The organism is Nonomuraea sp. NPDC049158, assembly GCF_040648335.1.
In the GTDB taxonomy this organism is placed as follows: Bacteria; Actinomycetota; Actinomycetes; order Streptosporangiales; family Streptosporangiaceae; genus Nonomuraea.
Genome location: NZ_JBEZDM010000022.1, coordinates 97211 through 110651, shown reverse-complemented (window position 1 = coordinate 110651; position 13441 = coordinate 97211). Strand labels below are relative to the sequence as shown.

The 13441-nt window shown below is 68.9% G+C and carries 12 protein-coding genes; 9 read left to right on the top strand and 3 right to left on the bottom strand.

Going from position 1 to position 13441, the window contains the following annotated elements:
* Positions 1 to 42 precede the first annotated feature (42 nt).
* Both AB0B61_RS36975 and AB0B61_RS36970 read right to left on the bottom strand, forming a co-directional pair.
* The gene (locus AB0B61_RS36975) at positions 43 to 957 is read right to left on the bottom strand and encodes a sugar ABC transporter permease (RefSeq protein WP_358442215.1); all 915 of its coding nucleotides are present in this window, start codon (positions 955 to 957) and stop codon (positions 43 to 45) included.
* The gene (locus tag AB0B61_RS36970; RefSeq protein WP_358442212.1) at positions 954 to 2102 is read right to left on the bottom strand and encodes a sugar ABC transporter substrate-binding protein; all 1149 of its coding nucleotides are present in this window, start codon (positions 2100 to 2102) and stop codon (positions 954 to 956) included. The genes AB0B61_RS36975 and AB0B61_RS36970 overlap by 4 nt, the downstream gene beginning before the upstream one ends.
* A 251-nt stretch (positions 2103 to 2353) precedes the next feature.
* On the opposite strand from AB0B61_RS36970, the gene AB0B61_RS36965 reads away from it, so the two are divergent.
* The 9 genes from AB0B61_RS36965 (at position 2354) to araA (ending at position 13001) form a co-directional block, all read left to right on the top strand.
* Positions 2354 to 3361 carry a LacI family DNA-binding transcriptional regulator gene (locus tag AB0B61_RS36965; RefSeq protein WP_358442209.1) on the top strand — a complete coding sequence of 336 codons (1008 nt, stop codon included), beginning with the start codon at positions 2354 to 2356 and terminating at the stop codon, positions 3359 to 3361.
* A gap of 237 nt (positions 3362 to 3598) precedes the next feature.
* Complete coding sequence (locus tag AB0B61_RS36960; protein WP_358442376.1) at positions 3599 to 4582, top strand: LacI family DNA-binding transcriptional regulator; 984 nt, start codon at positions 3599 to 3601, stop codon at positions 4580 to 4582.
* A 71-nt stretch (positions 4583 to 4653) separates the two neighbouring features.
* The gene (locus AB0B61_RS36955; protein ID WP_358442208.1) at positions 4654 to 5619 is read left to right on the top strand and encodes an ABC transporter substrate-binding protein; all 966 of its coding nucleotides are present in this window, start codon (positions 4654 to 4656) and stop codon (positions 5617 to 5619) included.
* 66 nt (positions 5620 to 5685) lie between these two features.
* On the top strand, positions 5686 to 7209 hold the full coding sequence (locus AB0B61_RS36950; protein ID WP_358442206.1) for a sugar ABC transporter ATP-binding protein: 1524 nt from the start codon (positions 5686 to 5688) through the stop codon (positions 7207 to 7209).
* The gene (locus AB0B61_RS36945; protein WP_358442204.1) at positions 7206 to 8219 is read left to right on the top strand and encodes an ABC transporter permease; all 1014 of its coding nucleotides are present in this window, start codon (positions 7206 to 7208) and stop codon (positions 8217 to 8219) included. The genes AB0B61_RS36950 and AB0B61_RS36945 overlap by 4 nt, the downstream gene beginning before the upstream one ends.
* Complete coding sequence (yjfF, locus tag AB0B61_RS36940; protein ID WP_358442201.1) at positions 8216 to 9199, top strand: galactofuranose ABC transporter, permease protein YjfF; 984 nt, start codon at positions 8216 to 8218, stop codon at positions 9197 to 9199. The genes AB0B61_RS36945 and yjfF overlap by 4 nt, the downstream gene beginning before the upstream one ends.
* Positions 9200 to 9241: 42 nt before the next feature.
* Positions 9242 to 10891 (top strand): ribulokinase, encoded by a 1650-nt coding sequence (gene araB, locus AB0B61_RS36935; RefSeq protein WP_358442199.1) that lies wholly within the window; start codon positions 9242 to 9244, stop codon positions 10889 to 10891.
* Positions 10888 to 11550, top strand: a complete 663-nt coding sequence (locus AB0B61_RS36930) for an L-ribulose-5-phosphate 4-epimerase (protein WP_358442196.1) — start codon at positions 10888 to 10890, stop codon at positions 11548 to 11550. Before araB ends, AB0B61_RS36930 begins: the two co-directional genes overlap by 4 nt.
* The gene (gene araA / locus AB0B61_RS36925; protein WP_358442193.1) at positions 11547 to 13001 is read left to right on the top strand and encodes an L-arabinose isomerase; all 1455 of its coding nucleotides are present in this window, start codon (positions 11547 to 11549) and stop codon (positions 12999 to 13001) included. Before AB0B61_RS36930 ends, araA begins: the two co-directional genes overlap by 4 nt.
* On the opposite strand, the gene AB0B61_RS36920 is transcribed toward araA, so the two are convergent.
* On the bottom strand, positions 12998 to 13351 hold the full coding sequence (locus AB0B61_RS36920; protein WP_358442191.1) for a PLDc N-terminal domain-containing protein: 354 nt from the start codon (positions 13349 to 13351) through the stop codon (positions 12998 to 13000). The two genes, araA and AB0B61_RS36920, sit on opposite strands and share 4 nt — an antisense overlap.
* Positions 13352 to 13441 lie beyond the last annotated feature (90 nt).

Here is a 13441-nt window from a genome sequence, read left to right as displayed (position 1 = left end):
GTTCCTCGCGGACCGCTCCGTTCGCTGCGTCGGGTTCACTCCTCACTTGAGCCTCCGCATCAGCAGAGTGTTGAACCCGACCAGGGCGACCAGCAGCACGACGGACAGCGCCGCCGCCCCGCCGAGGTCGAAGCGGAAGAACGCGTCGCGGTAGACGACCATGACCATCGAGACCGTGCTGTTGTCCGGGCCGCCGTTGGTGAAGATGAAGAACTGGTCGAAGGCCAGCAGCGAGCCCGTGATGCTGAGGATCAGCATCAGCGCCAGCGTCGGGCGCAGCAGCGGCATCGTGATCTTGGTGAAGATCTGCCAGCGGTTGGCGCCGTCGCTCCTGGCCGCCTCGTACACCTCGACGGGGATCGACTGCAGACCGGTCAGCAGGATGAGCATGTTGAACCCGGCGAAGCGCCACAGCACGAGCGCGATCGTGGAGAACAACGCCATGTTGGGGGTGCCGATCCACTTCACCGGCTCGTGCGTGATCCCCAGCGTCTGGAGGAGCGGGTCGATCGGGCCGAAGTCGTTGTTCAGCATGCCGTAGAACAGCAGCGCGGCGGCGGCGAAGCCGACGGCTCCCGGCAGGAAGAACGCGGTACGGAAGAAGGCGACGCCGGGCCGGCGCTCCTGCACCAGCAGGGCGAGGCCGAGCGCGACGGCCGACAGCAGGACGGTGGTGATGGCGGTGTACTTCAGCGTGAAGAGCACCGCGTCGAAGAACAGCGGGTTTTTCGGGATCTTGGTGTAGTTGTCGGGGGCGTTGAAGACCGCCTGGCCCAGCAGCGGCCAGCGATTCAGCGACATCCAGACGACCAGCACCAGCGGCGCGAGGAACAGGACGCCCACGATGACGGCGGTCGGCGCGGCGTACAGCCAGCCTTGGACCTGTCTCCTCCGCCATCGGGCGGACGGCACCGTGTGCGCCGCCCGCCGCTTGGGCTTGCTGAGAGTTGCGATCATTGCTGCAGGGACTTCGTTATCTCGGCATTCAGTTGGGGGACCTTCGCGGCGTCGCCGAACACCGCCTCGCGAGCCAGTCGCAGCCAGGGTCCCTGCGGGTCGTTGAACGTCTGGCCGAAGCGCAACGCGTACGGCGTCTGACCCTTGGCGACCAGCGAGTTGATCAGCACCACGCGCGGGTCCTCAGCCGAGTACTTGTTGTTGGCCAGGTCCGTACGCGCGAGCACGTCCTTGTTCTTGGCCATGACCTCGACCTGCGCGTCATCGGAGACGGTCCAGGACAGGAAGTCCCAGGCCGCGTCGGCGTTCTTGGACGTCGAGGAGATGCCGATCGAGTCGCCGCCCACGAACGTCGACTCGCCGCCGTCGGGACCGGCGATGGGGGTGACGCCGATCTTCATGCCGGCGGGCATCGTGCCGAGCGTGGTCGACGGCATGGGCATGACGCCGATCTCGCCCTTGGGGAAGAAGCCGGTCCAGGTCGGGCCCTGCTCCTCCTTGGCCGTCGGGCCGGTGACCTTCTTCTCGTACAGGTCGTGGTAGGTCTTGAACACCTCGGTCATCGCGGCCTGGTCGTTGAGCGAGGTGGTGCCTTCGGCGTTCATGACCTGGGCGCCGGCCGCCCAGACCGAGGGCCAGAAGGTGAAGACGTAACAGCCACCGCAGTTGCCGCCGAAGAACGTACCGTGCACCTTGCCGTCCTTGCCCAGCTTCTGCTGGATCGTGGTGGCCTGCTCGGCGAACTCCTTCAGCGTCTTGGGCCCCTTCTCCGGGTCGAGCCCGGCCTTGGCGTAGAGGTCCTTGTTCCAGAACCAGACCGACAGGTCCAGCGTGTGGGGCAGGGTGTAGAGCTTGCCGTCCAGCGTGCCCAGCTTCATGTGGGAGGGCGCGAGGCCGGCCTTGTACGGCAGGGCGTTGACCCGGTCGGTGATGTCCATGAACAGGCCCTGCGAGGTGTAGTTCGGGACGAAGATCACGTCGGCCGCGAACACGTCCGGCAGCTGCTTCGCCCCGGCCGCCGCCGCGATGCGCGGCTGGTAGTTGTCCGTCGGGATGACGGTCAGTTTCACCTGGTTCTTGTGACCGCTGTTGTAGGCCTTCACCAGCCGTTCGCTCTGGGCCTGCGTCGCCGCGCGGGTCCACATGGTGATCGTGACCGGGCCTGCCGCTTGGGGCTGCTTATCGCTCCCAGCGCTCCCACCGCTGCCGCAAGCGGCGGATGTGAGCGCTAACAAACCGAGGAAGGCGATCCCAGCCAGCCGTCGTCTCATGGTTGTCTCCTTCGGGACCCCCGTGAACTGAAAGGTTTTCGGAAACGTAGAAGAAACATTGGGGCCTGTCAATGGGTATTATGGTTTGTCCTAGATACCGGGTTACTGAAAAGGGTTTCGAAAATATGGCGGGTAGGCGCGCGACCATCAACGACGTGGCCTCCCTGGCAGGGGTGTCGATCGCCACGGCCTCCAAGGCGCTCAACGGGCGGCAGGACGTGCGGGCCTCGACCCGTCAGCGCGTGCTCGCCGCCGCGGAGGAGCTCTCCTTCCAGCCGAACGCCCTGGCCAGGGGGCTTTTGTCCGGGCAGACGCGGACGGTCGGGCTGCTCACCTCCGACAGCGCGGGCCGGTTCGGCATCCCGGTGCTGCTCGGGGCGGAGGACGCGTTCGGCGCGGGGGAGATGGCGGTACTGCTCTGCGACGCCCGCGGCGACGCCATCAGGGAGCAGCACCACCTGCGCGCGCTGCTGTCGCGCCGCGTCGACGGGCTGATCGTGGTGGGTGAGAGCACCAACCTGCGGCCGTCCGTCAGCCGCGACCTCGGAGTGCCGGTGGTCTACGCCTACGGGCCGTCGGACGATCCGGAGGACGTGTCGTTCGTCCCGGACGACGTGGGCGGCGCGGTGATGGCCGTGAATCATCTGATCGCGCTGGGCCGGCGCCGGATCGCGCACGTCACCGGGCCCGAGCACTACAAGGCGGCCCGTGATCGCGTGGCGGGCGTGGAGCTGGCGCTGTCCGAGGCGGGGCTGGAGCAGGCGGGCGAGACGCTCTGGGGCGCGTGGTCGCAGCGGTGGGGGCGGCACGCGGCGGAGATGCTGCTGATGGCCCAGCCGGAGATCGACGCGGTCTTCTGCGGCAGCGACCAGGTCGCGGCCGGGTTCGTGGAGGCGGTCCGCGAGCGGGGGCGGCGGGTGCCCGACGACATCGCGGTGATCGGCTACGACAACTGGGAGGTGCTGTCGACCGAGACGCGCCCGGCCCTGACGACCGTGGACATGAACCTCGAACTCCTCGGCCGGACGGCCGCCCAGCACCTGTTCGCGGCCATCGACGGACGGGCCACGCCGGGCGTCCATCGCATGCCCTGCCAGCTGGTGATCCGCGACTCCACGGCGTCGTCGGCGTAACCGCGCACGGAGAGCCGGTTCAGGCCGGTGACTCAGCGGATATGTTAGCGTTAACATTCGGAGTGGGCCCTTGAGCGCCAAAGATGAGGGTCGCTCACTGCGAAGTCAAGAGAGCTCGTGTGACGCGACCGTAATCGGACGACCTCTTGACGAGACCTGTTGTTAACGTTCACAGTCATGCCAAGCCAGGAAGGGAGCACGGCAGTGGGAGCGACCCAGGGGCGTCGACCGCCGGTCATGGCCGATGTGGCCAAAGAGGCCGGGGTGTCGCACCAGACGGTCTCACGCGTGCTCAACGAGCATCCCAACGTGCGCAGCGAGACCCGCGCGCGGGTGATGGAGGCGATCGACAAGCTCGGCTACCGCCGCAACCTCGTCGCCCGCGCTCTGGTCACCAAGCACTCCAGGACGCTCGGCGTGGTCAGCTTCGACACCACGCTGTACGGCCCGGCCAGCACGGTCTACGGCATCGAGCAGGCGGCCCGGGGGGCCGGCTACTTCGTCAGCATCGTGAGTCTCAAGTCCATCGACAAGATCGGCGTCAGCGACGCCCTCGACTACCTGGCCGACCAGGGCGTCGACGGCATCGTGGTGGTCGCGCCGCAACGGTCGGCCGCCCAGGCGCTGGGCGAGCTCCCGTTCGGGGTGCCCACGGTCGCCGTCGAGGGCGGCGAGGCCGGTGACGTCTCGGTCGTCTGCGTCGACCAGGTCCGCGGCGGCAGGATGGCCACCGAGCACCTGCTCTCCCTGGGACACGAGACGGTCTGGCACATCCGCGGCCCCTCCGACTGGCTGGAGGCCGAGGGGCGCGTGGCCGGGTGGCGGGCCGCGCTGGAGCAGGCGGGCCGTCCGGCCCCGGAGCCGCTCGCCGGAGACTGGAGCCCGCGCTCGGGATACGAGGCGGGGCGCAGTCTGGCGAGCATGAAGGACGTCACAGCGGTGTTCGTCGCCAACGATCAGATGGCGCTGGGCGTGCTGCGGGCGTTCACCGAGCAGGGGGTGAAGGTGCCCGACCAGGTGAGCGTCGTCGGTTTCGACGACATCCCCGAATCGGAGTTCTTCTCGCCGCCGCTCACCACCATCAGGCAGGACTTCGGCGCGGTGGGCAGGCACAGCATCGAGGTGCTCCTTCGGCAGATCGAGGGCCAAGGCTCCCACGAGCGCGAACGCCTCGTGGTTCCGCCCTCGCTCGTCTCCCGGGCCAGTACGGCCCGGCGGTAGGCCGTACACGGAAGGAAGCGCGCACGCACCCGTGCTCTTGGTGTTAGCGCTCACATCAGAAGGGACCCCACGTGTTGAAGAGGATCTCGGTGTTGATGCTCGCCGGGTTCACCGCCATGGCGGTGGCCGGATGCGGCAGTGGCGGCGGCGGTGGCGGTGGTGCGATCACCATGGGCTTCTCGCAGGTCGGCGCGGAGAGCGGCTGGCGCACCGCGAACACCAAGTCGGTGCAGGACTCGGCCAAGTCTGCCGGGATCACCCTGAAGTTCTCGGACGCCCAGCAGAAGCAGGAGAACCAGATCAAGGCGATCCGCTCCTACATCCAGCAGAAGGTGGACGTCATCGCCTTCTCGCCGGTGGTGGAGTCGGGCTGGGACACCGTGCTCAAGGAGGCCAAGGACGCGAAGATCCCGGTGATCCTCACCGACCGGGCCGTGGACTCCAAGGACACCTCGCTCTACAAGACCTTCCTCGGCTCGGACTTCATCGAGGAGGGCCGCAAGGCCGGCAAGTGGCTGGTGGACGAGTACAAGAGCAGCACCGACCCGGTCAAGATCGTCGAACTGCAGGGCACCACGGGCTCGGCTCCGGCCAACGACCGCAAGGCGGGCTTCCAGGAGATCATCAAGGCCGAGCCCAAGTTCCAGATCGTCGCCTCGCAGACCGGCGACTTCACCCGGGCCAAGGGCAAGGAGGTCATGGAGGCCTTCCTGAAGTCCACTCCGGACATCGACGTGCTTTACGCGCACAATGACGACATGGGGCTGGGTGCGATCGAGGCCATCGAGGGCGCGGGCAAGGTGCCCGGCAAGGACATCAAGATCATCACGGTCGACGCGGTCAAGGACGGCATGCAGGCACTCGCCGACGGAAAGATCAACTACATCGTCGAGTGCTCCCCGCTGCTCGGCCCGCAGCTGATGGACCTGGCCAAGAAGGTCGTCAAGAACGAGACCGTGCCGACCCGCGTGATCACGCAGGAGACGGCGTTCAACCAGGAGCAGGCCAAGGCCGCTCTCCCTAACCGCCAGTACTGACCGCCGACCGGGCCGGCCCTCGCGGCCGGCCCACTCACATTCAAGAGCTAGAGGAGAGGGGCGCCGATGGCCGTACCCGCGCCGATCCTGCTGATGAGCGGAATCGGCAAACAGTTCCCCGGCGTGAAGGCTCTCGACGGCGTGGACCTGCGACTGCTGCCGGGCGAGGTGCACGCGCTCATGGGCGAGAACGGCGCGGGCAAGTCCACCCTGATCAAGGTGCTGACCGGCGTCCACCCCATCGACGCCGGCTCCATCGAGTTGCTCGGCGAGCCTGTCGCGTTCGGCAGCCCGCTGGAGGCTCAAGGGGCCGGCATCAGCACGGTCTACCAGGAGGTCAACCTCTGCGCGAACCTCTCGGTCGCCGAGAACATCTTCGTCGGCCGCGAGCCCCGGCGCTGGGGCCGGATCGACTGGCCGCGGATGCGGGCCAGGGCCGCGGAGCTGCTGGCCCGCCTCGAGCTCGACCTCGACGTCTCGGCGCCCCTGTCGACCTACTCGCCGGCCATCCAGCAGATGGTGGCCATCGCGCGGGCCATCGACATCGAGGCCCGGGTGCTGATCCTCGACGAGCCGACCTCCAGCCTGGACGCGAGCGAGGTCGAGCAGCTGTTCCGCGTGATGCGCACCCTCAAGGAGGAGGGCATCGCGATCTTGTTCGTCTCGCACTTCCTCGACCAGGTCTACGAGATCTCCGACCGGATGACGATCCTGCGCAACGGGCGGCTGGTGGGCGAGTACCTCACCGCGGAGCTCAGCCAGGTCGAGTTGGTCGCCAAGATGATCGGCCAGGAGCTCGCCGCCCTGGAGAAGCTGCACGGCGAGGCCAAGGTGTTCGACCGGCCGCTCCTGGAGGCGCGCGGGCTGGGCCGGGCCGGGGCCATCGAGCCGTTCACGCTGACCGTCCACGAGGGCGAGGTCGTGGGGCTGGCCGGGCTGCTGGGCTCGGGTCGTACGGAGGTCGCGCGGCTGCTGTTCGGCGCCGACCACGCCAGCGCCGGCGAGGTGAGCATCGAGGGCACGCCCGTCTCGTTGCGCGCGCCGCGCGTCGCGATGAACCACCGGATCGCGTTCTGCTCGGAGAACCGCAAGTCGGACGGGCTGATCCCCGACCTCACGGTCAGGGAGAACATCATCCTGGCCCTGCAGGCCACCAGGGGCTGGACCAGGCCGGTCCCGCGCGAGCAGCAGGACGAGCTGGTCGGCAAGTACATCGCCGCGCTGAAGATCAGCCCGGCCAACCCGGAGCACCTCGTACGCGACCTCAGCGGCGGCAACCAGCAGAAGGTGCTGCTGGCCAGGTGGCTGATCCTGGAGCCCAGGCTGCTCATCCTCGACGAGCCCACCCGCGGCATCGACATCGGCGCGAAGACCGAGATCCAGCGCCTGGTCGCCCAGCTGTCCGACGGCGGCATGGCGGTGCTGTTCATCTCCGCCGAGCTGGAGGAGGTGCTGCGGCTCAGCCACAAGGTCGGCGTCCTGCGCGACCGCAGGCTGGTCGCCGAGCTGCCCAACGACGACGACCTCACCACGGACGTGCTCATGGAGACCATCGCAAGTGGCGGCGCGGGCGGGGGGCGAGCGGAATGAGACGCCTGCTCTGGCCGGTCGTCATCCTGGCCCTGCTGCTCCTCGTCAACCTGTTCTTCACCGCGAACTTCTTCTCGATCCAGATGCGCGACGGCCACCTCTACGGCAGCCTGATCGACATCCTGCGGTTCGGCGCCCCGCTCATCCTGGTCTCGCTCGGGATGACGCTGGTCATCGCGACCGGCGGCATCGACCTGTCGGTCGGCTCGGTGGTGGCGATCGCGGGGGCGCTGGCCTGCCTGCAGATCAGCGACGACGCCGGCGTGTTCACCGCCGTGGCGCTGGCGCTCGGCCTGTCGGTGCTGCTCGGGGCGTGGAACGGCCTGCTCGTCGCGGTCGTCGGCATTCAGCCGATCATCGCCACGCTGATCCTCATGGTGGCCGGCCGCGGCCTGGCCCAGCTGATCACCGGCGGGCAGATCATCACCGTCAACAGCCCCTCGTACAAGATCATCGGCGGCGGCTACTGGCTGACCGTGCCCTTCGGCATCCTGCTGGTCGTGGTGGTCCTGGCGATCACCGTGTTCCTCACCCGCAGGCTGGCCCTGGGCATGCTGATCGAGTCGGTCGGCGGCAACGCCGAAGCCAGCAGGCTCGCCGGGATCCGATCGCGCGGCATCATCATCATGGTCTACGCCTTCGCCGCGCTCTGCGCCGGCGTCGCCGGGCTGATGATCAGCTCGAACGTGTCCAGCGCCGACGGCAACAACGCCGGCCTCTGGGTCGAGCTCGACGCCATCCTGGCCGTGGTCATCGGCGGCACCTCACTGTCGGGCGGGCGCTTCTCGCTCGGCGGCACCGTGCTCGGCGCGCTGATCATCCAGACGCTGACCACGACCATCTACTCCATCGGGGTGCCGCCGGAGACCACGCTGCTGTTCAAGGCGCTCGTGGTGACCGCGGTCTGCCTCATCCAGTCGAAGTCGTTCCGCGAGAAGGTGTTCGGCCGTCGCCGCCGAGCCGTGCCGCCCAGCCCGGCGGCCGAGGAGAAGGTCCGGGTGACGGCATGACGACCGTGACGCTCAACGGCCTCAGGACGATCCCGGCCAAGTACGTGCCCGTCCTGGTGACCGCCTGCCTGTTCGTGGCGATGTTCGTGGCGGGCGGCATCCGCTACGAGGGGTTCGCCAGCGGGCAGGTGATACTCAACGTCTTCATCGACAACGCCTTCCTGCTGGTCGTGGCCGTCGGCATGACGTTCGTGATCCTCACCGGGGGGATCGACCTGTCGGTCGGCTCGGTGGTCGCGCTGTCCACGATGATCTCGGCGAGCCTGATGAAGGGGCCCGGGTGGCCACCGTACCTGGTGATCCCGCTGGTGCTGCTCATCGGCGCCGCGCTGGGGCTGGTGATGGGGTACATCATCCACACCTTCGAGATTCAGCCGTTCATCGTCACGCTGGCCGGGATGTTCCTGGCCAGGGGGCTGTGCTACACGATCGGCACCGACTCGATCCCCATCGAGGATCCGACGTTCACGGCGTTCGCGCAGACCAGGATCGACCTGTTCGCTGATCTGTGGATCTCGCCGAGCGTGATCATCGCCGCGGTGGTGGTGCTCGTGGCGGCGTACGTGCTGCACTACACGCGCCTGGGCCGCTCCGTCTACGCCACCGGGGGCAGCGAGCAGTCCGCGCTGCTCATGGGCCTGCCCGTGGCCCGGACGAAGATCACGGTCTACACGGTCAGCGGGTTCTGCTCGGCGCTCGGCGGGGTGCTGCTGTCGTTCTACATGCTCTCGGGGTACGGGCTGCACGCCGTCGGCATGGAGCTCGACGCGATCGCGGCCGTCGTCATCGGCGGCACGCTGCTGACCGGCGGCTCGGGGTTCCTGCTCGGCACCGTGCTGGGCGTGCTCGTGCTGGGCCTGATCCAGACGGTCATCAGCTTCGAGGGCACGCTCAGCTCGTGGTGGACCAAGATATTCATCGGACTTCTGCTCTTCGTCTTCATCCTGCTCCAGCGCCTGTTCTCAGCCCGCCGGACCTGACCTCCGGTACGGCCTCCGCCGTACCGGATATAGGGAGATTGTGTGAACGCTAACAACAACACATACGTGATCGGTGTCGACTTCGGCACGCTGTCCGGCCGTGCCGTGGTGGTGCGGGTGGAGGACGGCGCCGAGGTCGGCACCGCCGTGCACGAGTACGCCCACCGCGTCATCGAGGACCGGCTGCCCGGCTCCGAGGTCCGGCTGGGACCCGACTGGGCGCTGCAGTCCCCGCAGGACTGGCTGGACGTGCTGCGTACCGCCGTGCCCGAGGCCGTGGCCGCGGCCGGGATCGACCCGGCGCAGGTCGTCGGCCTCGGCACCGACTTCACCGCGTGCACGGTGCTGCCGACCACCGGCGACGGCACGCCGCTCTGCTTCCAGACGCCCGAGCGGCCGCACGCCTGGCCCAAGCTGTGGAAGCACCACGCGGCGCAGGCGCACGCCGACCGGATCAACGAGCTGGCCGCGCGGCGCGGGGAGAGCTGGCTGCCGCGCTATGGCGGCAAGATCTCCTCGGAGTGGGAGTTCGCCAAGGGGCTGCAGGTGCTCGAGGAGGACCCGGAGACCTACGGGCGGGCCGAGCGGTGGATCGAGGCGGCCGACTGGATCATCTGGCAGCTCACCGGGGTGGAGACCCGCAACGTCTGCACCGCTGGATACAAGGGGATTTTTCAGGATGGGGGCTATCCGTCCGAGGAGTTCCTCGCCGCCCTCAACCCCGACTTCTCCGGGTTCGCCGGCAAGTTGGGACATGAGCTGTCCCCGCTGGGCGGGCTCGCCGGTCGGCTGACCGCGCAGGCCGCCGAATGGACCAAGCTGCCCGAGGGCATCGCGATCGCCGTCGGCAACGTCGACGCGCACGTCACCTCCGCCGCGGCCGACGCGGTCCGGCCCGGCCAGATGGTCGCCATCATGGGCACCTCCACCTGCCACGTGATGCCGTCCGACCAGCTGGCCGAGGTGCCCGGCATGTGCGGGGTGGTCCAGGACGGGATCGTTCCGGGACTGTGGGGATACGAGGCGGGACAGTCCGGCGTGGGCGACATCTTCGCCTGGTTCGTCGACAACGCCGTGCCCGCCTCGTACGCGCGGCTCGCGGCGGAGCAGGGACAGTCGGTGCACGACTACCTGACCGAGCTGGCCGCCGGGCAGCGGGTCGGGCAGCACGGCCTGGTCGCGCTCGACTGGCACAACGGCAACCGCTCGGTGCTGGTCGACCACGACCTGTCCGGCGTGGTCGTCGGCCAGACCCTGGCCACCAAGCCCGAGGACGTCTACCGCGCGCTCATCGAGGCCACCGCGTTCGGCGCCCGGGTGATCGTCGAGACGTTCGAGGCGTCGGGCGTGCCGGTGGCGGAGTTCGTGGTGGCCGGCGGCCTGCTGAAGAACCGCTTCCTCATGCAGGTCTACGCCGACGTGCTGCGCCGCCCGCTCTCGATCATCGACTCCGAGCAGGGCCCCGCGCTCGGCTCGGCGATCCACGCGGCCGTCGCGGCGGGCGCGTACGACGACATCCAGCAGGCCGCGGCCGTGATGGGCGCGCGGCAGGAGAACGCGTACGTGCCCGACGCGGACCGGGCCGACGCCTATGACCGGCTCTACGCCGAATACCGCACACTGCACGACTACTTCGGGGATGGACGAATGCTGCACACGCTACGCGCGATCAGGAACGAGGCCCGCTCATGACCGAGGCCATGCGGAAGACGGTCTGCGACCTGCACGCCGAGCTGGTGCGCAACAACCTCGTCGTCTGGACCGCCGGGAACGTCTCCGGCCGGGTCCCCGGCGAGGACCTGTTCGTCATCAAGCCGTCCGGCGTCACCTACGACGAGCTGACGCCGCAGAACATGGTCGTCTGCGACCTCGACGGCAACCTGGTGGCCGGCGAACACGCGCCGTCCAGCGACACCGCCGCGCACGCCTACGTCTATCGCAACATGCCCGAGGTGAACGGGGTGGTGCACACCCACTCCACCTACGCCTCCGCCTGGGCCGCGCGCGGTGAGGCCATCCCGTGCGTGCTGACCGCCATGGCCGACGAGTTCGGCGGCGAGATCCCGGTCGGGCCGTTCGCGCTGATCGGCGACGACTCCATCGGCCAGGGCATCGTGAAGACGCTCAAAGGGCACCGCTCGCGGGCCGTGCTGATGCAGAACCACGGCGTCTTCAGCATCGGCCCGAGCCCCAAGGCCGCGGTCAAGGCCGCGGTGATGTGCGAGGACGTCGCCCGTACCGTGCACGTGGCCCGGCAGCTCGGCGAGCCGCTGGCCATCGCCCAGGACGACATCGACCGCTTGTACGACCGCTATCAGAACGTCTACGGACAACAGAGGAGCCCGCGTTGAACATCTGGTTTCTGACCGGCAGCCAGGGACTGTACGGCGAGGACACGCTGCGCCAGGTCGCCGAGCAGTCGCAGCGGATCGCCGCGGCGCTTCCGGTGCCCGTCGAGTGGAAGCCCGTGCTCACCGACGCGGCCGCGATCAGGCGGGTGATGCTGGAGGCCAACGCCGACGACTCGTGCGCCGGCGTGATCGCCTGGATGCACACCTTCTCGCCGGCCAAGATGTGGATCGCCGGGCTGGACACGCTGCGCAAGCCGCTGCTGCACCTGCACACGCAGGCCAACGTGGAGCTGCCGTGGAGCTCCATCGACATGGACTTCATGAACCTCAACCAGGCCGCGCACGGCGACCGCGAGTTCGGCCACATCCAGACCCGGCTGGGCGTGCCGCGCAAGACCGTGGCCGGGCACGTCAGCGACCCGTTCGTGGCCGACCGGGTGCTCGCTTGGTCGCGCGCGGCGGCGGGCCTGGCGGAGGTGCGTACGCTCAAGCTCGCCAGGTTCGGCGACAACATGCGCGACGTCGCCGTCACCGAGGGCGACAAGGTCGAGGCGCAGCTGCGCTTCGGCGTCTCGGTCAACACCTACGGCGTCAACGAGCTGGTCGAGGCCGTGGACGCCGCCTCCGACGCGGACGTGACGGCGCTGGTCAAGGAGTACGCCGAGCTCTACCGGGTGGCACCGGAGCTGCTGGGCGAGCGGAACGAGTCGCTGCGCTACGCCGCCAGGATCGAGCTGGGCCTGCGCGGCTTCCTGGAGGCGGGCGGGTTCCGCGCGTTCACCACGAACTTCGAGGACCTCGGCGGGCTGCGCCAGCTCCCCGGCCTGGCCGTGCAGCGGCTGATGGCCGACGGGTACGGCTTCGGCGGCGAGGGCGACTGGAAGACCTCGGTGCTGCTGCGCACGCTCAAGGCCATGGCGCCGGGCGGCACCTCGTTCATGGAGGACTACACCTACAACATGACGCCGGGCGAGGAGCTCATCCTCGGCGCGCACATGCTGGAGGTCTGCCCGTCGATCGCCACGGGCACCCCGTCGTGCGAGATCCACCCGCTGGGCATCGGCGGCCGGGAGGACCCGGTGCGGCTGGTGTTCGACGCCGAGCCGGGTCCCGGCGTGGTCATCGGGCTCGCCGACATGGGGGACCGGTTCCGGCTGGTGGCCAACGAGATCGACATCGTCGCGCCGCCGCACCCACTGCCCAACCTGCCGGTGGCGCGCGCGGTCTGGCGGCCCCGGCCGAACCTGCGTACCTCCGCCGAGGCGTGGCTGACCGCGGGCGCGCCGCACCACACCGTGCTCTCGACGGCCGTGGGCACCGAGGAGCTGACCGACCTGGCCGACATGCTCGGGGTCGAGCTGCTGGTCATCGACGCGGACACGACGGCTCGGGGATTCGCCAAGGAGCTGCGCTGGAACCAGGCGTACTACCGGCTGGCGCAGGGCTTCTAGTCGCCCTTGGGGGTGTCGTCAGGTGGCTTCGGGGCGTTCCTGCGCTGTTCCTCGGCTCGCTCGCGGAGGCGGCGCAGGAACTCCTCGTCGTCGTCGGGGTTGCTCGCGGTCGCGCGCCCCGGCCGGTCGTACTCGGGGTATCCGGTCGGCCGCGCCGGCGGGAGCGCCTGCGGGCGCCCGGCCACCAGCCAGATGATGGAGCCGACCAGCGGGAACAGCAGCACGACGAGCACCCAGAGGATCTTCGGCAGATTGCGGCACGCCTCTTCCGGCGTGGTGATCGCGTCGAAGAGGCAGTACAGCCAGAGCACGAGCGTGGCCAGACCGAGGGCCTCGGACAGGTAGAGCACGGAATTCTCCTCGGCGGCGCCCAGAGCGCCTTTGTCGTCGGCGCTTTCGTCGGCGGCACCCGAAACTAGCGCCCCCTCGCGGCGCTGACA